This is a genomic window from Arthrobacter sp. StoSoilB22 (assembly GCF_019977315.1).
Classification (GTDB): Bacteria; Actinomycetota; Actinomycetes; order Actinomycetales; family Micrococcaceae; genus Arthrobacter.
In genome coordinates, this window is sequence record NZ_AP024652.1 from 3,399,270 (window position 1) to 3,424,175 (window position 24,906).

The following is a 24,906-nucleotide window of genomic DNA, read 5'->3' on the forward strand; positions in this document are numbered from 1 at the left end:
GTTACAGATTCCACGGGCACAACGGCCTCTGAGGGGCTTGCAACGGGGCTATTCGCGGGTGGCGTTCCAGGGCTCGGCGCGCAGGACACGAGCGAGGCCACTGTCAAAGCCAGAATCCACACGTGGGCATTGTATTTCCTGTCTGCTCCGGAAATTCGCATTACCGTTCACCCCGAGATCTCCCACCCATAATGGGCTCGACACCGTGCCTGACCAAACCGTATTGCATGCCCTCCGGGAATGCGCCACATATGACAGATGAATTTTTGTCATGTCACAAGGATTTATCGAGCCTGAGCCAACTGCTTCTCCACTTCGGCAGCTTTTTCGGGCTGGCCGGACACCACGTAAAGCTCCGACAGAATGGTCAGCGCCCGCTCCGGTTTAGGAGTTAGCGCAGCTGCGCGTTCAATATCGGCAATAGCGCCCGCCATATCCTGCCCGCTCGCTTTGGCAAGTCCCCGGAGGAGGTATGGCTCCGACGTCCACGGAGAGCGTTCAATCTGCCTGTCCAGAGTCTTCCATGCGGCCTCAACGTCGCCAGTCCCAAGTTGCCCAACGGCAAGCGCCGTCAGTGCCTCCATGGAGCCCGGGTTACGCTCGACGGCGGAACTCGCCCAGGTGACTGCGGCAGCTGCCGCTGTTGTATCGCCGGTGACGGCCCGAACAGCGAACGCCTGGGCGGCTAGGAGATCTAGGTCCTGGTCCCAGGGTCGCAAAGCCCTGGCCTGTTCGAATTCCTTGGAGGCCAGCGGGATGTCTCCCTTGGCAGCCAGCTCAGTTCCGGATTTCATTGGCAGCTCTGCGCTTGCCGCCACACCACTGAGGATGGCACCCATCAAGGCAAGCCCTGCCGCTGCCAGGCGCACTGAATTCAAAGCCTTGCCCGGCCGACGCCCGGCGTTTGCTTCCTGTGCTGGTGCATTTCCAAGGATGGCACCGGCCAGAACGCACACCAGGGCGGTAGTTCCCGGCGAGGTGAAGTGAGTCATGAGGGCGAATCCGTAGCCGCATACTGCCGCCAGCGCGCCTACCAGAAACAGTTTGTGTTCGTTCACCGGCAGGGCGCGGCTACGCCTGACGCCCGCCACGATGACCGTACACATAACTACCCCCGCGGACAGGAGGAACAGCAGTCCTCCTGCGCTGACCAATTGGAGAGCCACCATGTGCGGGCTATCCGCCGGGAACTCAGTTCCCACGTTCCTGGCGAATGCGTCGGATAGGTGAGAAGGCAAAACGTCCACGAATTGCCCGGCCCCAAGCCCAACGAACGCGTTGCCTGACAATGCCCGGAGGGATGCCTCCCAGAGATACACGCGACCCGCGACTGTTTCCGTACTGAACAAGCGCTCAGCGACGGATGGGATGGACCATGACAAGACGGCCGCAGCGCCCAAAAAGCCCGCAAGGGCAGTGAGCGCGAGGACTCGCTTTCCGGATCTCATGAGCTGGAAAGCCTTGAATCCGAAAAGCACAGTTCCGCAAACAACCACAACCAGAATGCAAGCCCGTGAACCGGAAGCGACCGTAACCACTCCTGCCGCAACAGCACCTATTTGTGCCAGCCAGTTCTTTGTCCACAACGCCGAGGGCACAAGCAGCAAGCATGCGACCAACCCCACCAGGCCTAAGTCCGTGGCATTCCCCAAGGTCGCTCCGGGACGGACATCGTCGGCGCCGCCAAAGGGCCTAAGACCAGCTGCCTCGACCACCGCGATAGGCATCAGAATGAGCATGCTGAAGCACAGCCCTCGGACCAGATACCGCCTGCTTTTCGACGCTGTGGACCCCCCAAGTACTCTTGCGCCGACTACCAATAGACCCACATACAAAAGCAGGACAGGCAGGCCTTCGTAACGCGGCCATCGTCCAACGATGGCAGCACCGGGGTCTACGGAACTCAGTGCGGCAATGAGAAAAACCGCCGCTATCGCTGCCAGAATTAGCGCCACAGGACGCCCAAGTCTTGCGGTGGCGGGGACCAGAAGACCCACGCACAGGGCGATAAACAAAATAGTCAGTTTTGGCAACACAAACCTGTGCAGGCCGTCCGGAAGCAAAACCAGGGGTGCTGCGATAAATAACGTCACACTAATGAGTGCTAATCGGTCATTACCGAAAGTTGACTCCCAAATGCGACGTAATGATTGCACTATTTTCCCCCATGATCGACAGACCCGCCGTACAAGAAATAGCATGTGGCAGACGCAACAACTTGACTTGACTCGGCGTCGAAAAACAAATATATGGGGGCACCTTTGAAAAAACCGAAAATTTCCCGGCACTTACTTGTGCCCGTGGCCGGTCTGTCACTTCTCGCAGCATCCCTCTCCGGCGCACCGGCCGCCATGGCTGCGGGAACTGCGAGCATCAGCGGTAGCGTGCAGATGCAGGCTGGTCTCAGTGCCAACATGATTTACGTTGACGCTTACAAAGATGATCAATACGTTGATGGATCCTCGATTTGGAGTGACTCGGGAAACTACACAATCGATGGTCTGGAACCTGGATCGTACAAGTTGAAGTTTTACGCCTACGGCCCCAACGGGGGTGCACCTGTCAACGTTCCAGAGTGGTACGACGACAAGGAGCTGGCCTCTGCAGCCCAAGTAGTGACACTGGTCGCTGGGCAGTCACGCACCAACGTCTCAGCAGTACTGAACACCGGCGCAACGGTGAGCGGCAAAGTGACCGTCCCTGCCGGCGTCGATGCCACCAAAATTACTGTGGACGCTACACGCGATGGCGAGTACAGCTCTTACAGGGCTTCACTGAACGCAGACGGTACGTACTCACTTTCCAATATGGTTGCCGGGCAGTACAGGTTGAACTTCTTTTGGGGGGCAGGATTTGGAGAGGATTCGACTCCGAGCCCGATTATCTCCACCTACCTTGGCGGGATCACATGGCAAACAGCCACCCTGGTAAATGTTCCTAAACAGGGCAACGTCACGGGCCAGAACATTACCTTGGCACCAGCCGGAATAGTGACCGGGAAAGTTACCGTGCCCGCAGGCGTGGACGTGACTAAAGTGTCTGTCTCTCTCAGCAACGCCGCCAAGCCGTCCGATCCGGGTGGGTACACCAATCCGAAAGCAAACGGGGAGTTCAGCGTAGGAGGGCTGGTTCCGGCCTCCTACAAAGTGTCTTTCGGTTGGAGCGGCAACGAATCGCCGATCCTTTCTTCCTTCTACGGACCCGTTGGTGCTACCCAGGACACAACCACCTTGGTCAACGTTCCGGCCCTGCAGCCGGTCACGGGAATAAACCAGACGCTGATTGCCGCTGCAAAAATCAAAGGCAAGGTGACCGTCCCTGCCGGGTTCTCACCGGCGAACATCTTGGTCATGGCGAAAGCCCCAAGTGACCTCACGTGGATGGGCAGCGCGCAAACCGACACGACAGGTGCGTTCACCATTGGCGGGCTCCCCGCTGGGTCCTACAAGCTGCAGTACTCAGCAAATAACCAGAACCTCGTTGAGCAGTGGCAGGGCCAGAAGCTGGATGCATCAGCGTCAACCGCGGTCACCGTTACCACCGGCCAAACACAGACCGTGGCAAACGAGGCGCTGGTCCAGGGCGCCGCAGTGTCAGGCACCCTCAGTGTTCCGGCTGGCTCTTCCAGCCAAGCTACCCTCGCTACCCTCGTGGGGCCGGCCGGCATTGTCACTCAGTCACAGGTGGCGGGCAACGGCAGTTTCTCTTTCGATCGCCTTCCTGCGGGGTCTTACTCCATCGAATTCAACCGTTCGAGCGGCTTGACCACTACGGTGGAGGCTTCCTTCTTCAAGGACAAATCCGAATCCGCGGGAACATCCTCTGCCACGAAAGTCACCGTAGCCACCGGCGAAACCAAGTCGGGTCTGACAAGCACGTCCAAGACCGGCGGCACACTCACCGGCAAGGTTGTGGGCACCGATGGGCAGCCATTGAACAACGTCCCCGTTCGCGTCTACACCAAGGACGGCTCTCTGGTAACCCGGGGAGCCAATACCATCGCGGATGGAACCTTCACGGTGACAGGGCTGACCACCGGCAGCTACCTAGTCTCTGCCAACATGATCGCCACCCGGCCGAGCGGGTCCCTGGGACCCATATTTTCCGGGAACGTGACCACCGAAGGGGCAGCAGCAGCAGTGGCCACCACAGTGGGAACAAACACTGACATCGGCACTCTGAGCTTCGCTGCCGCTGGCAACCCAGGCACCGGCTTCGCCGACGTGCCAGCGGGCGGGCAGTTCAGCACAGAGATTACCTGGATGGCATCGGCCGGAATCAGCACCGGCTGGACCGAGGCGGATGGCTCCAAAACGTTCCGGCCGCTCTCCCCCGTCAATCGTGATGCGATGGCAGCCTTCATGTACCGGCTGGCAGGCAAACCAGCCTTCACTCCCCCGGCCACGTCACCGTTCACGGATGTGCCCACCAGCAGCCAGTTCTACAAGGAAATTACGTGGCTCGCTGACAAGGGTGTCTCCACCGGTTGGACAGAGTCGGACGGCAGCAAAACCTACCGTCCCCTTCAGGCGGTCAACCGGGATGCGATGGCAGCCTTCATGTACCGGCTGGCAGGGAAACCCGCCTTCGATCCCCCGAGTTCGTCACCGTTCACCGATGTGCCCACCAGCAGCCAGTTCTACAAGGAGATCACTTGGCTGGCAGCTCAAGGCATCAGCACTGGCTGGACAGAAGCGGATAACAGCAAGACGTTCCGCCCGCTGAATGCCGTCAACCGCGACGCGATGGCTGCCTTCATGTACCGCTATAACGGGAAGTTCAACCCGAGCTAGTCCTCAGCAAGCGAGCGGGCCGGCACCACAAGAGGTGGTGCCGGCCTTCTCGTACCTTCGGGTGCCGCCGTCAATGGCAGCCCCTTCTTTCGTCCTGATTATTTTCCCAAGGTGTGGGGGTTGCGGTGTTTCGTCGTGGTGTGGCGTGGTTGGTTGCTGTTGTTGTGGTGGTGGTGCCGGGGTTGTTGGTGGTGCCGTCGGCGGTGGCTGCGGATCCGGTGGTGGAGAACGTGGTGTCGTTCTCGGATGTGCCGGCGGAGTCGCAGTTCGCGACGGAGATTTCGTGGTTGGCCGCGTCGGGTATTTCCACGGGCTGGGATGTTGGTGGCGGGGTGCGGCAGTATCGGCCGTTGGAGTCCATTGCCCGGAACGCGATGGCCGCGTTCTTGTACCGTCATGCCGGGTCCCCGGCGTTCACACCGCCCACGGTGTCGCCGTTCACGGATGTCCCGGTAGAGGCAGCGTTTTATAAGGAAATCACCTGGCTTGCCTCCACGGGTATTTCCACCGGCTGGGCTCTCGATGGCGGGGTGCGTGAGTATCGTCCGTTGTCTCCGATCGCCCGTGATGCGATGGCCGCGTTCTTGTACCGGTACGCGGACAAGCCAGCGTTCACGGCCCCACCGGTGTCTCCTTTTACGGATGTTCCCGCCGGTGGCGGGTTCTACACGGAGATCACCTGGTTGGCCGGGGCCGGGATTTCCACGGGCTGGGATGCTGGTAACGGTGCGCGTCAGTACCGGCCCTTTGACGGGATCGCCCGTGATGCGATGGCCGCGTTCCTCTACCGGTACGCGGGCCAGAAAACCCCGGCCGACCCGGGAAACCCTGCCGCGGGGACGGTCACGGTGGCCCCGGATGTTGAAGTCCTGGAACCCGCCCAACTCCAAACCGCCCAGGTGACCACCAACACCATTGCGTTGCCTTCGGATCAGGCCACGGACATCAAACCCAATGACGTACTGGTCTCCGGTGTTACTACCGGCACCCCGGACGGGCTCCTGGTCCGGGTAGTCCAAGTAGTCCGCGACCCGGGCGGAACCACCCTGGTGAAAACCAAACCCGCCACCGTGCCCGAGGCCGTGGTCTCCACGGGAGGTTTGCTCGAAGTGACCGGCACCCCGGTGAGTTCCGAGTTCATCCCCGCGCCCGACGTCGTGGTTGAACCTGACACGGCCCCCACATCAACCAGAACCGGCCCCGCAACCACACCGGACATGGCCCGGCCCTACGCGGCGACCTCAGCGGAAGTGTTCAACAAATCCATGGTCCTGAGCAGGACCGTCAAGGGCGAGTTCGGCAAACCCGACGCGCCCTTGACCGGTGACGGGTCGGTGACCCTGAAGTCCTCCGTCACGGCCAAAGCCACAGCGAAAATGACACTGGAGACCGCCTTCCTGAGCCTGAAGGAAGTCTCCGTGGTCATCACCCCCTCCATCAAAGCCGAACACTCCCTCACGGCCCAGGGATCCTTGAAAGGCCAGGTCACCGCCAAACTGGGCGAACTGAACTCCGCGTTCACGTTCATGGCCGGCCCGGTCCCGGTAGTAGTGACCAGCAACGCGACCATGAACGCGAACTTCTCCCTGGACGGGAACGCCGAAGTGGTGTTCTCCTCATCCCAGACCGTCACCAGCAACCACGGCTTCAAATACAACAACGGCGCGTTCAACCTGGTCAACGACAAACCCACTACCGCAGGAATCGAAAACGAGTACAAGGCCTCAGCATCCCTGACCGCACGAGCATCCCTGGACTTCGATGCCACCATCAAGCTCTACGGCATCGCCGGGATCACCTTCGGCATCGGCCCCTACGCGACCACCACCATCACCGTCACCACCGCCAGCGGACAAGACCTCACCTGGACCTGCCCCCTGGAACTCGGCGTCGAAGGCCGACTCGGCGTCCTGGCAGGCATCAAAATACTCGGCTTCGACCTCGGCGAATGGAAAGCCACCGCAACCAACACCTGGCCCCTCTTCACCGCAAACCCCTGCCAAAACACCCCCGTCATCAAACCCCAACCAACAAACCCCACACCAACACCAACACCCACACCCACACCCGAGCCGACTGAGGGGAACAGTCAGCGATACCTGACGGGAGGGTACATGGGAGTTGGTTATGAGGTTCAGGTCGATGGAACTGTGCGTTCGTGGGGCAGGAACGACTCCGGCCAGCTGGGGGCAGGCAGTATGCCCTGGCGGAATCTGCCGGGACCTGTACCTGGCCTCAGCGGGGTCAAATCTGTTGTGGGCGGTTATCAGACTGCCTACGCCATCAAGTCGGATGGCACTGTTTGGGCATGGGGTGACAATTCCACAAATCAGCTCGGTGACGGAACAACCAATTCCCGATCCACGCCTGCCCGAATCCAAGGACTCAGCGACGTGATCGATGTAGCGGCAACCTATTACGGAGCTATTGCGCTAAAGAAGGATGGATCGGTGTGGGCATGGGGCCTGTACACAATGGGTGCGGACGCCATGCATGCCGAGACTCGTCCCGTGCCGCAACAACTACCGGGGCTTTCAAGCATTACGGCCGTCGCTGCAGGATCAAGCTCAAACTACGCACTGAAGAGTGATGGAACGGTATGGGCATGGGGTGACAACGGCTCAGGACAGCTTGGCGATGGCACGACGACTGAGCGACTGACCCCTGTGAAGGTCGGCAACCTCGCCGGTGTCAAAGCAATCTCGGCTGGAAACGGCACTGCTTACGCACTCCAAACGAATGGCACGGCGCGGGCTTGGGGCAGCAACAGTTGGGGGCAGCTTGGCGATGGAACCACAACCTGGCGTTCACTGCCCGTGGCAATCGCTGGGCTGTCCGGCGTAGCAGCTATCGAGGGCGGCGACGGAAACGGCTACGCGCTCATGAACGACGGAACGGTCCGCGGTTGGGGCTATAACACGCTGGGTGCCGTGGGAAGTGGGGGTACCGCCGAGCGGCACCTCCCCACTCCTGTTGTAGGAGTTACCGGAGCAGTTGCCATTTCCGCTGGAACCGCTTGTGCCTACGTCGTATTGGGAAACGGTGATGCCTTGGCGTGGGGCTGGAACGAATTTGGACAGCTAGGTGATGGGACATACGAAAACCGGGCGAGACCAGTTGCGTTCGGGGTGCAAGGCTCACCGCTGTAAATCTTGCTTGATGGCTTAGAACTCTCTCGCACCGGTCCAGACGACTAGATGACGACGCCGGAAGTCAGGTTGAAATCCAAACCTGACCTCCGGCGTCGCTCTTTTCATGCGACGAGGCGGCTATCGCCGCTTAGCTGTTCATGTACTTCTGGTGGTACCGGTACATGAACGCTGCCATGGCGTCGCGGGTCACCGGGACGAGCGGCCGGAACGTTTTGGAGCCGTCCGCGGCGGTCCAGCCTGTGGAGATGCCGGCACCGGCCAACCAACTGATTTCGGCGTGGAACTGTGCGCCCGGCGGCACGTCGACAAAGACCTGGGAATCCACGAACGCCGGTTTCCCGGCAAAGCGGTACATGAACGCAGCCATCGCATCACGGTTCACCGGTTGTACCGGCCGGAATGTTTTGGAACCGTTCGATTCGACCCAGCCGGTCGAAATCCCTTGGGACGCCAACCACGTGATCTCTTTATAGAACTGTGTGCTGGGCGTGATGTCCGCGAACGGAGACACTGCCGGAGCGTTGAATGCCGGTGAACCGGCAAGCCGGTACATGAACGCTGCCATCGCATCCCTATTCACGGCCTGAACCGGACGGAACGACTTGGAACCATCGGCCTCCGTCCAGCCAGTGGAGATTCCCTGAGCAGACAACCACGAAATCTCATCAAAGAACTGGGCGCCAACGGGAAGATCCGAGAACACCACGGGAGCCGGGGTGGTCTTGAACACCTTCGACCACTCAGACGTCGCGCCCTCAGCGAGAACATAATCCGTCAGTGCCCGGGCGGTGACGGTCACCGTCCCGGAACCCGGGTACGTTCCGGCCGCGATGACGTTCCCACCCACCAGGTACTCAACGCCCGCCGTTGCGGGGACCGTATACGTGTCATCCTTCGTGCCGTCCATGTCCGCGAACGTCACAGGAACCGGGGTCACCACGAATGGAGTGACTTTGAACTTATGGACCCACTCAGCGGTCGCGCTCTCAGCGAGCACATAGTCACTTATTGCCCTTGAGGTGATCGTTACTGTGCCGGAACCCGGGTACGTTCCGGCAGCGATGACGTTCCCGGCAATGAGGTACTCAACCCCAGCCGTTGCGGGGACCGTGTAGGTGTCGTCCTTCGTCCCATCAACATCCGTAAACGTCACCGGAGCCGGGGTCACCACGAACGGGGTCGCCTTGAATACTTGCGACCACTCGGAAGTTGCGCCCTCGGCGAGCACATAATCCGTGAGTGCCCGGGCGGTGACAGTTACCGTCCCGGAGCCTGGGTAGGTCCCGGCAGCGACTACGTTCCCGCCGACCAGGTACTCAACCCCTACTGTCGCAGGAATCGTGTACGTGTCGTCCGTCGTCCCATCAGCGTCCGTGAACGCCACCGGGGCGGGGGTCACCACAAACGGGGTCGCCTTGAACACCTGCGACCACTCAGAAACAGCACCCTCAGCGAGCACGTAATCCGTGAGCGCCTTGGCAGTGACGGTTACCGTCCCGGAACCCGGGTACTTCCCAGCCGCGACAACGTTTCCGCCAACCAGATACTCAACACCTTCAGTGGCAGGAATCGTGTACGTGTCGTCCTTCGCCCCGTCCACATCCATGAACACCACCGGGGCGGGGGTCACCACAAACGGGGTCGCCTTGAACACCTGCGACCACTCAGAAACAGCACCCTCAGCGAGCACGTAATCCGTGAGCGCCTTGGCAGTGACGGTTACCGTCCCGGAACCCGGGTACTTCCCAGCCGCGACAACGTTCCCGCCAACCAGATACTCAACACCTTCAGTGGCAGGAATCGTGTACGTGTCGTCCTTCGTCCCATCCACATCGGAAAACACCACCGGGGCGGGGGTCACCACAAACGGGGTCGCCTTGAACACCTGCGACCACTCAGAAACAGCACCCTCAGCGAGCACGTAATCCGTCAGTGCCCTGGCCGTGACCGTCACCGTCCCGGAACCCGGGTACTTCCCAGCCGCGACAACGTTTCCGCCAACCAGATACTCAACACCTTCAGTGGCAGGAATCGTGTACGTGTCGTCCTTCGTCCCATCCACATCGGAAAACACCACAGAAACTGGCGTCACAACGAAGGGGGTCACTTTGAACACCTGCGACCACTCCATCATGGCACCGGCAGCTAAGACGTAATCCGTGAGTGCCATGGCGCTGACCGTCACCGTCCCGGAACCCAGGTAGGTTCCCGCCGCAACAACGTTCCCGCTAACCAGGTACTCAACACCTTCTGTCGCAGGAATCGTGTACGTGTCGTCCGTCGTCCCATCAGCGTCCGTGAACGCCACCGGGGCGGGGGTCACCACAAATGGTGTCGCCTTGAACTCATGGGCCCACTCCGTCATGGCACCGGCGGCTAGGACGTAATCCGTGAGCGCCTTGGCGGTGACGGTTACCGTCCCGGAACCCGGGTACTTCCCAGCCGCAACGACATTCCCGCCAACCAGGTACTCAACACCTACTGTCGCAGGAATCGTGTACGTGTCGTCCGTCGTCCCATCAGCGTCCGTGAACGCCACCGGGGCGGGGGTCACCACAAATGGTGTCGCCTTGAACTCATGGGCCCACTCCGTCATGGCACCGGCGGCTAGGACGTAATCCGTGAGCGCCTTGGCGGTGACGGTTACCGTCCCGGAGCCTGGGTAGGTCCCGGCAGCGACTACGTTCCCGCCGACCAGGTACTCAACCCCTACTGTCGCAGGAATCGTGTACGTGTCGTCCGTCGTCCCATCAGCGTCCGTGAACGCCACCGGGGCGGGGGTCACCACAAATGGTGTCGCCTTGAACTCATGGGCCCACTCCGTCATGGCACCGGCGGCTAGGACGTAATCCGTGAGCGCCTTGGCGGTGACGGTTACCGTCCCGGAACCCGGGTACTTCCCAGCCGCAACGACATTCCCGCCAACCAGGTACTCAACCCCTACTGTCGCAGGAATCGTGTACGTGTCGTCCTTCGTCCCATCCACATCCGTGAACGTCACCGGAGCCGGGGTCACTACGAACGGTGTCGCCTTGAATCCATGCGACCACTCAGACGCTGTGCTCTCAGCAAGAACATAATCCGTTACCGCCTTGGCAGCCACAGTCACCGTTCCTGAACCCGGATACGTCCCTGCGGCGACAACGTTCCCAGCAACCAGATACTCAATGCCTTCCGTGGCAGGAATCGTGTACGTGTCGCCCTTCGTGCCATCAACATCCGTGAACACCACCGGGGCAGCGGTCACCACAAACGGGGTCGCCTTGAACTCGTGGGTCCACTCAGAAGCCGCGCCCTCGGCAAGAATGTAGTCCCTTATGGCCTTGGCCGTCACGGTCACCGTTCCGGAACCCGGGTACGTCCCAGCAGCGACGGCATTCCCCTCAATCAGGTACTCAACACCGGCCGTTTCCGGAACTGTGTATGTGTCGTCCTCCGTCCCATCAACATCCGCGAACGTCACAGCCTCGGGGCTCAAGCGCAACGGCCCAACATTCACTCCTGCCGCGGCGAAGTCCGAGGTTGTAGGACTAGGCCGTTTCAGCCCTGAGGGACTGGTGGCGATTCCGCCGCCAGGATAATAATTTACCGTTGCCGTCGCTGTGAAGAGATCTATCTCCTGAATCCGCATGGCCCCACCAGCTGACTCCGCAGTGTCGATAACGCCTGTTGCTGTACCCGAGAACGAAGGCGGCCCTGACCACATCACGTACTTAGATTTACCGAGGGAGTCGACGTAGTAGAACAACACGCTGGTCACCGGAACGTCCTTCACCTCCCAGTCAACAGAAACAGTGTCACCGTTACTGACCACACCAGGCGACATCCGTTCAAACCAAACCAGGGACGGAGGCACCGACAAATCAACGTCGCTTTGAATGGTCACTCCTGCCGCGGCGAAGTCCGAGGTTGTCGGACTGGGCCGTTTCAGCCCTGAAGGACTGGTGGCGATTCCGCCGCCAGGATAATAATTTACCGTTGCCGTCGCTGTGAAAAGATCTATCTCCTGAATCCGCATGGCCCCACCAGCTGACTCCGCAGTGTCGATAACGCCTGTTGCTGTACCCGAGAACGAAGGCGGCCCTGACCACATCACGTACTTAGATTTACCGAGGGAGTCGACGTAGTAGAACAACACGCTGGTCACCGGAACGTCCTTCACCTCCCAGTCAACAGAAACAGTGTCACCGTTACTGACCACACCAGGCGACATCCGTTCAAACCAAACCAGGGACGGAGGCACCGACAAATCAACGTCGCTTTGAATGGTCACTCCTGCCGCGGCGAAGTCCGAGGTTGTCGGACTAGGCCGTTTCAGCCCTGAGGGACTGGTGGCGATTCCGCCGCCAGGATAATAATTTACCGTTGCCGTCGCTGTGAAGAGATCTATCTCCTGAATCCGCATGGCCCCACCAGCTGACTCCGCAGTGTCGATAACGCCTGTTGCTGTACCCGAGAACGAAGGCGGCCCTGACCACATCACGTACTTAGATTTACCGAGGGAGTCGACGTAGTAGAACAACACGCTGGTCACCGGAACGTCCTTCACCTCCCAGTCAACAGAAACAGTGTCACCGTTACTGACCACACCAGGCGACATCCGTTCAAACCAAACCAGGGACGGAGGCACCGAGAGGTCGGGTTGGTCCGTTTGATTAGTTGCAACCTTGAATGTCGTTTCCCAAGACGAGACAGCGCCGGGCGCCAGCTCATAGCCCGCAGTTGGAACGGCTATAACCCTGACAGTACCGCTTCCGTGATATGTACCCGCCGGAATCGTTGCATCGTCTTCCATATAAGTAACACCAGTAGTCACTGGGACTGTGTAGAAGTCCTCAGCAGTTCCCTCGTTGTCAGAAAAGGTGACCGCGGAGGGCGAGACGCGCAGCGGCGCAGACGATTTTTCCTCTACTACTTCAAAGGTGAGTTCATTCAGGTCAGGACTCGGCGTGACATACCGCGTATCTTGGGCATTTCCCACGACATCGCTATAAGCAACAAACTCAACCCTCCACTCACCAGAGGGCCAAGTTAGCGGGTCGACGGTCAACGAAGAATGACCACTGCTCACGTCTCCAACTCGCGAGTCAGTCCCACCCCCACTAATGCGTTGGAGCTTCCCGAACGGCCCATACGCCCAAAACTCCACGTGACTGATCGCAGACGCATCCGAGGCAGACCAAGCAAACGTCACCGCATCCCCAGGACCAACAACGTCCGGCGACACCATCGAAACGCTATTAAGCACAGGGGCCGCCACATCCGCCGACGTACCAACTACTTCAAAGGTGAGTTCATTCAGGTCAGGACTCGGCGTGACATACCGCGTATCTTGGGCATTTCCCACGACATCGCTATAAGCAACAAACTCAACCCTCCACTCACCAGAGGGCCAAGTTAGCGGGTCGACGGTCAACGAAGAATGACCACTGCTCACGTCTCCAACTCGCGAGTCAGTCCCACCCCCACTAATGCGTTGGAGCTTCCCGAACGGCCCATACGCCCAAAACTCCACGTGACTGATCGCAGACGCATCCGAGGCAGACCAAGCAAACGTCACCGCATCCCCAGGACCAACAACGTCCGGCGACACCATCGAAACGCTATTAAGCACAGGGGCCGCCACATCCGCCGACGTACCAACTACTTCAAAGGTGAGTTCATTCAGGTCAGGACTCGGCGTGACATACCGCGTATCTTGGGCATTTCCCACGACATCGCTATAAGCAACAAACTCAACCCTCCACTCACCAGAGGGCCAAGTTAGCGGGTCGACGGTCAACGAAGAATGACCACTGCTCACGTCTCCAACTCGCGAGTCAGTCCCACCCCCACTAATGCGTTGGAGCTTCCCGAACGGCCCATACGCCCAAAACTCCACGTGACTGATCGCAGACGCATCCGAGGCAGACCAAGCAAACGTCACCGCATCCCCAGGACCAACAACGTCCGGCGACACCATCGAAACGCTATTAAGCACAGGGGCCGCCACATCCGCGGAAGCAACAGCAGGCGCAGTTGATGTGGAAGCAAGAAGGAACGCAAGGGCTCCACAGAGCACGGCGAAGATAGTACGACGGATGATAGCCCCCATTGAGATGCAAAGTGATTCGAGCAGCATGATGTTTGTTTGCCCGCAAACCCAGAGATCAGTTTCAGCCCATGGTACTGGAGGATTCTCGACCCACTTGCACGCCAATCTTGGGCAGTGCATATCGCCGAACGAGGACCGGCTGCGAACGAGGCAGGCAAGGCATGTTCCCACTGCACCGTGCAAAACCTAGCCTGCCAGATTGAGCAACTCTGCGACATCTTTGCTGTTTCTGTTGATTTCTCGACGGCATTTGCCATCTAGTGGTTTTCTGAGTGTTCTCTGGGTGTCGCCGGTGTGTGGGGGTTGCGGTGTTTCGTCGTGGTGTGGCGTGGTTGGTTGCTGTTGTTGTGGTGGTGGTGCCGGGGTTGTTGGTGGTGCCGTCGGCGGTGGCTGCGGATCCGGTGGTGGAGAACGTGGTGTCGTTCTCGGATGTGCCGGCGGAGTCGCAGTTCGCGACGGAGATTTCGTGGTTGGCCGCGTCGGGTATTTCCACGGGCTGGGATGTTGGTGGCGGGGTGCGGCAGTATCGGCCGTTGGAGTCCATTGCCCGGAACGCGATGGCCGCGTTCTTGTACCGTCATGCCGGGTCCCCGGCGTTCACACCGCCCACGGTGTCGCCGTTCACGGATGTCCCGGTAGAGGCAGCGTTTTATAAGGAAATCACCTGGCTTGCCTCCACGGGTATTTCCACCGGCTGGGCTCTCGATGGCGGGGTGCGTGAGTATCGTCCGTTGTCTCCGATCGCCCGTGATGCGATGGCCGCGTTCTTGTACCGGTACGCGGACAAGCCAGCGTTCACGGCCCCACCGGTGTCTCCTTTTACGGATGTTCCCGCCGGTGGCGGGTTCTACACGGAGATCACCTGGTTGGCCGGGGCCGGGATTTCCACGGGCTGGGATGCTGGTAACGGTGCGCGTCAGTACCGGCCCTTTGACGGGATCGCCCGTGATGCGATGGCCGCGTTCCTCTACCGGTACGCGGGCCAGAAAACCCCGGCCGACCCGGGAAACCCTGCCGCGGGGACGGTCACGGTGGCCCCGGATGTTGAAGTCCTGGAACCCGCCCAACTCCAAACCGCCCAGGTGACCACCAACACCATTGCGTTGCCTTCGGATCAGGCCACGGACATCAAACCCAATGACGTACTGGTCTCCGGTGTTACTACCGGCACCCCGGACGGGCTCCTGGTCCGGGTAGTCCAGGTAGTGAGGGACCCGGGCGGAACCACCCTGGTGAAAACCAAACCCGCCACCGTGCCCGAGGCCGTGGTCTCCACGGGAGGTTTGCTCGAAGTGACCGGCACCCCGGTGAGTTCCGAGTTCATCCCCGCGCCCGACGTCGTGGTTGAACCTGACACGGCCCCCACATCAACCAGAACCGGCCCCGCAACCACACCGGACATGGCCCGGCCCTACGCGGCGACCTCAGCGGAAGTGTTCAACAAATCCATGGTCCTGAGCAGGACCGTCAAGGGCGAGTTCGGCAAACCCGACGCGCCCTTGACCGGTGACGGGTCGGTGACCCTGAAGTCCTCCGTCACGGCCAAAGCCACAGCGAAAATGACACTGGAGACCGCCTTCCTGAGCCTGAAGGAAGTCTCCGTGGTCATCACCCCCTCCATCAAAGCCGAACACTCCCTCACGGCCCAGGGATCCTTGAAAGGCCAGGTCACCGCCAAACTGGGCGAACTGAACTCCGCGTTCACGTTCATGGCCGGCCCGGTCCCGGTAGTAGTGACCAGCAACGCGACCATGAACGCGAACTTCTCCCTGGACGGGAACGCCGAAGTGGTGTTCTCCTCATCCCAGACCGTCACCAGCAACCACGGCTTCAAATACAACAACGGCGCGTTCAACCTGGTCAACGACAAACCCACTACCGCAGGAATCGAAAACGAGTACAAGGCCTCAGCATCCCTGACCGCACGAGCATCCCTGGACTTCGATGCCACCATCAAGCTCTACGGCATCGCCGGGATCACCTTCGGCATCGGCCCCTACGCGACCACCACCATCACCGTCACCACCGCCAGCGGACAAGACCTCACCTGGACCTGCCCCCTGGAACTCGGCGTCGAAGGCCGACTCGGCGTCCTGGCAGGCATCAAAATACTCGGCTTCGACCTCGGCGAATGGAAAGCCACCGCAACCAACACCTGGCCCCTCTTCACCGCAAACCCCTGCCAAAACACCCCCGTCATCAAACCGTCCGACCCGGTACCAACCGGGGTCATAGGGATGGCCGCTGGGATTGAGAGCGCCTTCGCTCTGAAAGCCGACGGGACACTGTGGGCATGGGGTTTCAATGCATCCGGAAATTTGGGGACAGGCTCCGATGCGTATGCCACCTACGTGCCCGCTCAGGTTGTGGGACTTCGGAAGGTCACAGGTGTCGCAGCATACGGATACAACGCCTACGCCCTCAAGAGCGACGGATCTGTGTGGGCCTGGGGGAGCAACTACTACGGCCAACTTGGCAACTCAAATGGTGGGCAATATTCATCGGTTCCACTCGAGGTCCAGGGGTTGAACAGCGTCAGGAGTATCGCCACTAACGGGAACACAGCCTACGCATTGCGCTCGGACGGCACTGTTTGGGCATGGGGAAACAACACCAAAGGCCAGCAAGGGCAAGGCCACACTCTGGGGACAGGCCTCACTCCCCTTCAGGTGCAGGGTCTTACGGATGTCACCAAGATCTCGGGCGGCGGAAATTCAGGCTACGCGCTCAAGAGCGACGGGTCAGTGTGGGCTTGGGGTTACAACGGGGAGGGCCAGCTAGGCAACGGAACAACCGCCAACTCCTTGGTACCGGTCAGGGTTTCGGGCTTGGACGGAGTGCGGGACATTGTGGGCACCAGCTATGGCGCCCTTGCCCTTCGCAACGATGGAACCGTCTGGGCTTGGGGTCACAACGGGCTTGGCCTGTTGGCAAACGGAACATACCAGGGATATAGCGATGTCCCCGTTCAGATCCCCGGGCTAAGTGGCATGGAAAGCATAGGGGCTAACACTAATAGCGCCTTCGCTTCCAACGGCGCAGATGAGTTTTGGGCCTGGGGGTACAACTATTCAGGGGAGCTGGGAGATGGCACCCGAAACAACGCAACCGCACCGGTTCGCGTGCAGCAGCTAAACGGTGTCCAGTTCGTCACTGGAGGCCTCTACACGTCCTATGCCCTAACCGGCGACGGAAGACTCTGGTCTTGGGGAGAGAACGGTCTGGGACAACTAGGAAACGGCACAACTGCAGACTCTTACGTTCCGCAGGAAGTTCCGGCCTTCTGATCCGGCGTGCGTGGAGCCCTAGCCGACGCGCTCAAACACCATGGTCGCCTGTATGCGATCGCCGCCGCCGATCACGCCCTTGCTTCCGCTGCTGGCGGTGGTGATGGTGTGGAGCCTGTAACCCTTAGCGGCTTGATCGTTGATGGCCCTTTCCAGGGAAGGCAGGTTACCCGAACCGGCGCCCCACATTTTTTCTTTCAGGATCACCTGGAGAACCACGTATTGCTGCATTTGCGCCACTTCCTTCTGTTGCTGGACGGTTGCGTGCAAGGCTACTCGACGCCGGTGGGGAACCTATGGGTTTCAGGCGCGGTCGTGAAGCGTCACGTGGTAGCCGTCGGGATCGGCGAACGTGAACGTGCGTCCGAAGGGACCGTCCATGGGTGCGGCGACGATGGTGTGGCCGTCGGCCAGGAGCGAGTCATGGATAGCCTGCACATCCGTGGCGTGCAGCCAGATTGCGGCGCCGACGCCCGGCTGATCAACGGACGTCAGGTCCGTCCCCGGAGCGATGGTGCGGAGTGCGAAGGTGACCGGCTTCGTGTCGAACACGACGGCGTGGGGCGGCCCTGCTTGCGAGCGGACAAGGCCGAGGTACTGCTCGTAGAACGCTTGAGACGCGTCGAGGTCGCGCGCTTGGAGTGAGATGAAGTCGGGGCCGGTGACGGGCATGTGATGCTCCTATGATTCTTTGTCAGTTATCTGACACGACGAATCTATGTCAGAATACTGACATGAGTCAACCCGGGATCGACCTCACCACGTCACTGGGATATCTGCTGAAGGAAGCGTCGAGTGCCCTTCGCGCCTCCATGGAAGCAGCGCTGCGGCCACTTGGCATGACCATTACCCATTACTCTTGCCTGGAACTCCTGGCGCAGCGCCCGGGCTTATCTAACTCCGAGCTGGCCCGCGGCGCGTTCGTCACCCGACAATCCATGAACGTACTGCTCCAAGCCTTGGAACGCGACGGCTATGTGACACGCCCTGCGGAGGCCCGAGTAGGGAAAGTCCTTCCTGCGCAGCTGACTCCGCTGGGTCGGAGCAGCCTTTCGACGGCGAGCGCTGCGGTCCGCGAGGTGGAAAACAGGATGCTAGCTGGCATGACGCACGACGAACAAAAGGCCGCATTCAAGGCGTTGCGAAGCATGATCCATTCATTGGGCGACGACGCACTGGATGGCACCCATGAGAATCAGTAGGACCATCCAGCCGGGGCCGGTGCCTGCGGTTGGTAGTAGCCTCACCACTGATTTCAGTGGGCTCCTGTCATTTTTATGGGGTTGCATTCGTCGTAACCGATCCACTAACACCCCTTATTGTCTTGGGTTGTGTGCCGGAGGAGACTTGAGGCGACGGCATCCCACCTGGTACCGCCCGCGAGGCCACTGAGCTGCGGGGCCTCGCAGTACCCCAAAGCGGCTTGGTGGATCGGTGAGCCCCATGACACCCCTGGATCTGGCTACTCAAAGACGGCGCTATCTCTTACCTTTGCTGGTTATCGCACTCATTGGATGCCTCGGAGGGTGTGACTCCAAGCCCGACGACGCCTCCCTCCCGTCCCCAAGTTCTTCGACGACGGAGGCCCGCACGGCCCCGGCACAGACTGAAGGTGGCGCCCCCCAAACAGTCCCACTGCTGCCGGAGAGTGGCAACCTCGACGCCGGCACCTACCGGGTCCTCGTCAAGGGCTACTCGGCGCCTTTCGAGATCACAGTCCCAGCCGGTTGGTCGACTTACGACGGCGATGGTGTGGCCAAAGATGACCCGAATCACCCGGATGAATGGGGCGTCTTCGTGGGTTGGTGGCCCGCCGACTATGTGCCGACGGACGCATGCGCTTGGGAGGGGGCGCTCGTCAAGGTCGATCCGTCGGTTAAGAGCTTCGTCGACGCATTGACGGCGCAGACGTCAACGGCGAGCACCCCTCCCGTCAAGGTCAAGGTGGGTGATTACTCCGGCTTGGAGTTCGACCACTTCGTCAAGGGCGGCGTGGACATCACAGGCTGCGACCGCGATAAGTTCTGCATCCACTCTGAATTCTCAAACGAATGCTCACGCTGGTACTCGAGCGCCGCTGAGCGCGAAACTTACCGGGTTGTGGATTTAAACGGCAAGCGCGCTGTGAGCTGGGTGGTGCAATTCCACGAATCGATCAATCCGGAGCTGACGAGGGAGGCACGCGCCGTTTTCGACTCGATCGCGTTCGGTCCCGGTAATTGAACGGGCGGCTGGGGAACTAGGCGGATCTCGCGGCCGAGATGTCCAGGCGTGAGCGAAGAGTAGGAAGACCGGGGCCGTGGAGGTCCTCAAGGTAGCTATGGCGTCCGGCCATCGCCATCACCAGGGCGAGGGTCGTACCAGTAACCAGTGGTCCTGTTCCTGCGGAGAAGGGACCGTCATTCGCCTCCAGCCGCAGGTCGGCGGCGTGCGTGCGGCTGGCGACCGCAAAGTCCCGGCGGGCGTAGAACTCCGCGACGGGCGTCAAAGCGTCAATGCTCGGAGTGCGTGGAAGTCCCAGAGGCCGGCGGATGTCCTGGGCATGCACCACTACCTCCCCCAGATACGCCGGAGTATCGGAGGACGGTGCGATGCTGCTGTGAATGACGGAGCGAAACCGGTCCAAGGTCTTGGCCGGGGTGCTACCACGGTGCTCCTCAAGCCTGCGCTGGTTGTGCACGTCGGGGCGGAAACGCGCACCGAGCATGCTGCGCAGCCACTGCCACTGGTTAAGGCTCGCCGCTGCCGTGAGATGTGCGACTACTTGCTCCACGTCCCACTGCCCGCACAGGGTCTTGTGACGCCACTGTTCCACACTAAGGCCCATCAAGTCCTCCATCAGCGCTGCGCGCTCAGAGTGAACCAGGGTCCAAAGATGGCCGTCCGAAAGTTTCCCCATAACTTCCTGCTTCCTCCATATGAGTGTCGTGGGTTCAATCCCACGCTCGCTTCTTATAGACGCATTCAAGCACAGCATCCGCCCCAGCGTTCCAGCGCGAGGATCGCCTCGCGCAAGGCGAGCCCTTTATCGGTCAGCGCGTAGGCCCGGGTGTTATGCCGGAGCGGCAGGCGGGACAGTACACCGGCGGCTTCGAGCTCGCGCAGTCGGGTCGCGAGGATGTTGGTCGGTACCCCGAGGTCGCGCTGCAGATCGCCGTAACGCTGTGGCCCGTCGAGCAGCCGCTCCACGATAAGCAATGCCCACCGTGGTCCAACGATGTCGAGGGCCGCGGCAAGGTTGCTCACGCCGTCGGCTGGGCGTCCGGCTTCATCCAAAACGGTGAGTAGTGGTAGCCGTCAGGGTCATCGAATTGGCGCTGGTACATGAAGGGGTAGTCATCGGTGTCACCGATCCGCCCACCGGCGGCCCTGGCGCGTTCGATAAGCTCGTCCACCGCCTCTCGGCTGTCGAGATCGAATGAAACTGTGACCTTCGAGGGGGTTTCGGGTCCGCCCACCAACTCCTCGGCGCCACCGACGCTCGCGTACATCTCACGGCTACCGAGCATGACGTACTGCTCGGGGGCGATCGCGAAGCATGACACGTTGTGATCAGACATCTCAGTGTTGAGGGTCCAGCCGAGGGCGTTATAGAAAGCTGTCGCGCGCTCGACGTCTTCAACCGGGCATGTGATAAAGAGGCTCATGCGGCCCATACTTGCAAAATGCAAGTATGGCGTCAAGGCCTTAACGCTTTACATTGCCACTCCCGTATTCCCGGGCGGCTATCCGAAGAGTAAGGTGGGCCACCCCACCATCAGACGTTCGCGTGCAAGGTCCGTTTGTAGCCGGTGGAGCTCGAGCGAGGTGGCATCATGGCATCATTCAGCTCTCCAGTGCCGGCGCATCTGGGCATTTTCGTCACAGATCCGGACACGGGACGTCCCGTCCAGCGGCTGCCGCTCTATGCAGAAGTTGCGGTTCCGCGGATAATTCCGCCACCGCCTATCAACGAACGGTTCAGGGAGCCCCTGCGCGCAGCAATTATAAGCGTGGACCCCTCAGCTACCGGCGCCAGTCGGGACAGGGTGGAGAATGCGGCCCTACGTGCTCTAGCTTCCACCGTGAGCAAGGAAAGCCGCGAGCGACTGATAACTCAAGGTCAGATGGTGAACGACCTATTCCAGGAAGCACTCAAGAGTGTGTTGGAGGCGGCGGGCCGTGAGCGCCTTTCAGAGATTCCCGTGGCGGACCTAGAACGCCTCATGGCGGACGCGGTACGGGCAGCGGCTTCTCGACTTGGCCTTGAAACTGAGCCCGAGGTTCCGGACCAAAGCGCTTTATGGGCGGAGCCGCTAGGTGTACTGACCACCGACCATATGGGGTACGTCTCGTTCGATCTTCGAAGACTGGGAGCGGACGTCCAGTTGATGCTCTCGGAGGCCATCCAAGCCCGCCAGCTGGGCACTGGACCATCATCCAGCTTGGCCGTGTGGATCTATCCCAGTGGCCATTCGGGCAGGTTCGATGCGCTGGATCAGGCCCGCTTTTCCTCCGACGCCATACTCGCCCGACTTAAAATATCGTGGCATACCCTGCCGTCCTCGCTAATCAACATGGGCCCCCGCGCACTGCAAAATCCCAGTCTTACAGACTGGAGGCTCTCCCCCGCCTCGTTTGCAGCAACTCCCACGACGCTCCTCGGAGCGGACGGTTGCGAGGAGATGGTCCCCTCGAACCTGGCGCTGCAGGAATTCGTCCTCCGCCAAGTGGTGCGGCTGGTGGACGTTCCCCCTAATTTCGGGGTTCCGCAGGAGTTTAAGGCCGCCTACGTAGACGACTACAAAGTCACATGGTTCTCCCTCGGTCATTCCCTCGGCGAGATTCTCTACAGCTTGCCGCTGGCACCTGGGGAGAGCGTAAAGCTGGCCGTGATCGACTGGTCCTGGGACAGCGTCGCAAAGCGTGACGAGAAAACTAAAATGACCGAAGAGTTGCTGCATCAGACCCACCGCGACCGCACCATTTCCGAGACGGTCAAGGCCGGGGTCAAAGAACTTCAACACGGGAGCTCGTTTATGGCGGGCGCCGCTGGATCATCGGGTGCCACGGGAGGTGCCAATCTGGGGGTCGTGGGGCTGGGTGCCGCCGTGGGAAACACCTGGAGCTTGGGAGGATCCACGGCTACCAGCGACGGAAGCAGGGATCTAGCGGCGGAGAACGTCCAACGACTGAACGACAGTTTTTCGCAGGCCAGCTCATCTCAGCGTGAAATCAACTCAACAGTTGTCATCCAGGCCCGCCAGGAGGAGAAGGAAAGTATCCAGACCCGCACCTTCTCGAACTATAACCACAGCCACACTTTGACGATCCTCTACTACGAGGTGCTGCGGCACTACCGGGTGACTGTTGAGTGGGTCCGCCGTCGCCCCTCCGTGCTGGTCCAGATGTCGCTAAACCTCCCCCAGGTCCTGACGGCGAAAGCACTTCTCCTCAGAAGATTCCAACTCGAACCCTTCCTTCTCGATCCAAAGCTGGCGGCAGGTTTTGACGCTGTCGCTCGAGTGGTACTGGGTGAGGAAAAACTGAAGCGCGAGGTGGAGAAGTGGGGTGCGAACACCCAGACGATCGACCCGGGCGCAAAGCTCTTCGTCAAGCTCATCGCCCAGTTCACCACCACCTCCGACGATACGTCGGAACCGGTCTTCGTGGTGCTCCATCTACTGGACGGACGGATTTTCGAGTTCCAATGCGATGGTGCTGGCGACGAGGGAACCTCCCCCGAATTCGAGAAAACCCTACCTGTCGCTATCCCCTGGAAAGACATCAGAGGCATCGAAGTAAAACTGAAGGACATCAACTCGGGCGGTGATTGGCAAGAGTCAAACATCCTGGTGACGATGGTGACGGTGGAGAACGAGCGAATCAATATACTCGCTGATTCCGGCACCCGGACTTTGGATGATGCCGGTGGGAGCACCGGGTTGCTCCCTTCGAAACAACCTCCTTCAGCAACCACAACCACCGTGGGACTCAAACCAAACCGTAATGACTTCGTTTCGGCCGAAGACGACGTGGCTTTGCAGAGTCTAGTCGCCCATCTGGATACGAACCGAGGCTATTACAACAGCGTCCTAATGCTCGGAACCGATGCCAACACAATCGCCAAGGATTTCGAGAAGAAGCAATGGTCGCCGGGGCAGGTCATGTCCGACCACGTCGACCCCACACCCTTGGAAGTGTTTGGAAGCTACGTGGCATATGGGCTGGCGAAGCAACCCTCCGCAGTGGACGACACCACGGTGGTGGACATCGCCGCGGCACTGAACGGCACCGACCCTACGCGCCGCCAATGGGCCACCTCCGTTCTTGCAGCCATGAGTGAGCAGGACCGGCAGACTGTACTTGAGAGGTTGCCGCTGGCCTCGGCCAAGTCCGAGCGGCTGATTTCCATGCCAACCCGGGGCGTTTTCGCTGAAGGCAAGCTCGGCCACTGCAACGTCTCAGAGGAGATCGATAACACACGCTTCTGGAAGTGGGACGAGCACCCCATACCTATCGATGCGCCGGGCATCAACCCGGTTACGCCCATCCAACCTCAACCGCAGCAGCCCGGTGTGGCTCCCACACCATTCCCACCTGCAGTAGTGAACATCGTCAGTCCCAGCCCGGCTCCTGATCCCGGCGGACTCGCGGCAGCGTTATCTCTCCTGGGGACGCCCAACATTTTCCGTGACATGTCAGGCCGCCAAGAAGTAGCGGACCTGTTGAAGAAGCTTTCCGACAACACCATTGCGATCGCAGAGGCTGCCAATAAGGCCCGGGACATCCAGGCCAAATACGGGATGGGCCTGGATAAGCAGGAGAAAGACGCCGAATTGGGTACAACGCAAGCCGGGGCTGAGGTTGCCAAAGAAATGATCAGGCAACGGCGGGAAGAAGCACAACAAGTCTCACCCAGCCAGGCGCAGGACGCCATCAAACTGTCTGAGTCTGAGACGCGCAAGGGCAATAAGTCCCAAGAAGAGCACAAGGACTACAGCAAACAGGTCCAGCAAAACGTCCAAGGTGCCAAACCAGTCCGCAAGTCCAAGAGCACCATCAAACTCAACGTCGATCTCAAGGGCTATGGCAACAATCTCCTGATCGGCCGGTTCGGCATTGATGTCAAACAACGTGGGGCCTCGGTTGGTTTTCTGACAGCCACGGATTACTCGCGGCAGGGCCAGCTGGAAGTTGGAGTCACCAATGAATACGACGACCCGCGCTACTCACTTGAGATCAACGGCGAAGTTCTAGGCGGCGTAGGCATCAACGCCGAGCTCCGAGGCCGGGGCGTGGTCCAGATCCCCCGCGAAGACTTCGACCTGTACGACTACTTCTATCTTGTGGCCACGGCAGAGTATGGCGAGTTCGACTTTGAGACGACCAAGAGCGACGAGGTGTCCGAGGAAGTGGCCAAGAAGTTGGGCGGCGGAGTGGATCTCGCCTACAAACAGATCATCACAATGAAGACCGAGGGTGGCATCGAATGGAAGGACGGCAAAAAGCACACGTCTGCCTCTGCCGTGAAAGTGAAGGTGGTCTATTACACGGGTGGAATCACCATGAGCTATAGCAAAAAGCCTTAGGTCGCATGC

The 24,906-nt window shown here is 60.2% G+C and carries 13 protein-coding genes; 6 read left to right on the plus strand and 7 right to left on the minus strand.

Going from position 1 to position 24,906, the window contains the following annotated elements; genetic code table 11:
* Positions 1-284: 284 nt before the first annotated feature.
* Entirely contained in the window at positions 285-1,727 is a 1,443-nt protein-coding gene (locus tag LDN70_RS15835) for a tetratricopeptide repeat protein (protein ID WP_223940728.1), read from the minus strand.
* Positions 1,728-2,294: 567 nt separating this feature from the next.
* Between LDN70_RS15835 and LDN70_RS15840 the strand changes: the two genes are divergently transcribed.
* Positions 2,295-4,793: a carboxypeptidase regulatory-like domain-containing protein gene (locus tag LDN70_RS15840; RefSeq protein ID WP_223942668.1), complete on the plus strand. Its 2,499-nt coding sequence runs from the start codon at positions 2,295-2,297 to the stop codon at positions 4,791-4,793.
* 374 nt (positions 4,794-5,167) lie between these two features.
* Positions 5,168-7,942: an RCC1 domain-containing protein gene (locus LDN70_RS15845; RefSeq protein ID WP_353618939.1), complete on the plus strand. Its 2,775-nt coding sequence runs from the start codon at positions 5,168-5,170 to the stop codon at positions 7,940-7,942.
* 130 nt (positions 7,943-8,072) lie between these two features.
* Here LDN70_RS15845 and LDN70_RS15850 read toward each other — a convergent pair whose 3' ends face one another.
* Entirely contained in the window at positions 8,073-12,479 is a 4,407-nt protein-coding gene (locus LDN70_RS15850) for an S-layer homology domain-containing protein (RefSeq protein WP_223940730.1), read from the minus strand.
* 1,868 nt (positions 12,480-14,347) lie between these two features.
* Between LDN70_RS15850 and LDN70_RS15855 the strand changes: the two genes are divergently transcribed.
* Complete coding sequence (locus LDN70_RS15855; protein ID WP_223940731.1) at positions 14,348-17,326, plus strand: RCC1 domain-containing protein; 2,979 nt, start codon at positions 14,348-14,350, stop codon at positions 17,324-17,326.
* Between the two features lie 18 nt (positions 17,327-17,344).
* On the opposite strand, the gene LDN70_RS15860 is transcribed toward LDN70_RS15855, so the two are convergent.
* Positions 17,345-17,557 (minus strand): DUF4177 domain-containing protein, encoded by a 213-nt coding sequence (locus LDN70_RS15860; protein ID WP_223940732.1) that lies wholly within the window; start codon positions 17,555-17,557, stop codon positions 17,345-17,347.
* Positions 17,558-17,629: 72 nt separating this feature from the next.
* Entirely contained in the window at positions 17,630-17,998 is a 369-nt protein-coding gene (locus LDN70_RS15865) for a VOC family protein (protein WP_223940733.1), read from the minus strand.
* A gap of 62 nt (positions 17,999-18,060) precedes the next feature.
* Between LDN70_RS15865 and LDN70_RS15870 the strand changes: the two genes are divergently transcribed.
* Both LDN70_RS15870 and LDN70_RS15875 read left to right on the plus strand, forming a co-directional pair.
* Positions 18,061-18,528, plus strand: a complete 468-nt coding sequence (locus tag LDN70_RS15870) for a MarR family winged helix-turn-helix transcriptional regulator (RefSeq protein WP_223940734.1) — start codon at positions 18,061-18,063, stop codon at positions 18,526-18,528.
* A gap of 232 nt (positions 18,529-18,760) precedes the next feature.
* Positions 18,761-19,549 (plus strand): hypothetical protein, encoded by a 789-nt coding sequence (locus LDN70_RS15875; RefSeq protein ID WP_223940735.1) that lies wholly within the window; start codon positions 18,761-18,763, stop codon positions 19,547-19,549.
* A gap of 16 nt (positions 19,550-19,565) precedes the next feature.
* Here LDN70_RS15875 and LDN70_RS15880 read toward each other — a convergent pair whose 3' ends face one another.
* The 3 genes from LDN70_RS15880 to LDN70_RS15890 all read right to left on the minus strand — a co-directional run bounded on the left by LDN70_RS15880 (position 19,566) and on the right by LDN70_RS15890 (position 20,973).
* Positions 19,566-20,225: a maleylpyruvate isomerase family mycothiol-dependent enzyme gene (locus LDN70_RS15880; protein ID WP_223940736.1), complete on the minus strand. Its 660-nt coding sequence runs from the start codon at positions 20,223-20,225 to the stop codon at positions 19,566-19,568.
* A gap of 65 nt (positions 20,226-20,290) precedes the next feature.
* Positions 20,291-20,572, minus strand: coding sequence for a winged helix-turn-helix transcriptional regulator (locus tag LDN70_RS15885; protein WP_166841697.1), 282 nt, complete (start codon positions 20,570-20,572; stop codon positions 20,291-20,293).
* Positions 20,569-20,973 (minus strand): VOC family protein, encoded by a 405-nt coding sequence (locus tag LDN70_RS15890; protein ID WP_142938202.1) that lies wholly within the window; start codon positions 20,971-20,973, stop codon positions 20,569-20,571. Before LDN70_RS15890 ends, LDN70_RS15885 begins: the two co-directional genes overlap by 4 nt.
* Positions 20,974-21,390: 417 nt before the next feature.
* Here LDN70_RS15890 and LDN70_RS15895 point away from each other — a divergent pair, with 417 nt between their 5' ends.
* Complete coding sequence (locus LDN70_RS15895; protein ID WP_223940737.1) at positions 21,391-24,897, plus strand: hypothetical protein; 3,507 nt, start codon at positions 21,391-21,393, stop codon at positions 24,895-24,897.
* Positions 24,898-24,906: the final 9 nt, after the last annotated feature.

What these genes read in the sequence shown, in the direction of transcription:
- LDN70_RS15890 (WP_142938202.1), bottom strand. Translation starts at nt 20,973, where the DNA reads ATGAGCCTCTTTATCACATGCCCGGTTGAAGACGTCGAGCGCGCGACA.
- LDN70_RS15880 (WP_223940736.1), bottom strand. Translation starts at nt 20,225, where the DNA reads ATGGGGAAACTTTCGGACGGCCATCTTTGGACCCTGGTTCACTCTGAG.
- LDN70_RS15835 (WP_223940728.1), bottom strand. Translation starts at nt 1,727, where the DNA reads ATGCCTATCGCGGTGGTCGAGGCAGCTGGTCTTAGGCCCTTTGGCGGC.
- LDN70_RS15865 (WP_223940733.1), bottom strand. Translation starts at nt 17,998, where the DNA reads ATGCCCGTCACCGGCCCCGACTTCATCTCACTCCAAGCGCGCGACCTC.
- LDN70_RS15860 (WP_223940732.1), bottom strand. Translation starts at nt 17,557, where the DNA reads ATGCAGCAATACGTGGTTCTCCAGGTGATCCTGAAAGAAAAAATGTGG.
- LDN70_RS15845 (WP_353618939.1), top strand. Translation starts at nt 5,168, where the DNA reads ATGGCCGCGTTCTTGTACCGTCATGCCGGGTCCCCGGCGTTCACACCG.
- LDN70_RS15870 (WP_223940734.1), top strand. Translation starts at nt 18,061, where the DNA reads ATGAGTCAACCCGGGATCGACCTCACCACGTCACTGGGATATCTGCTG.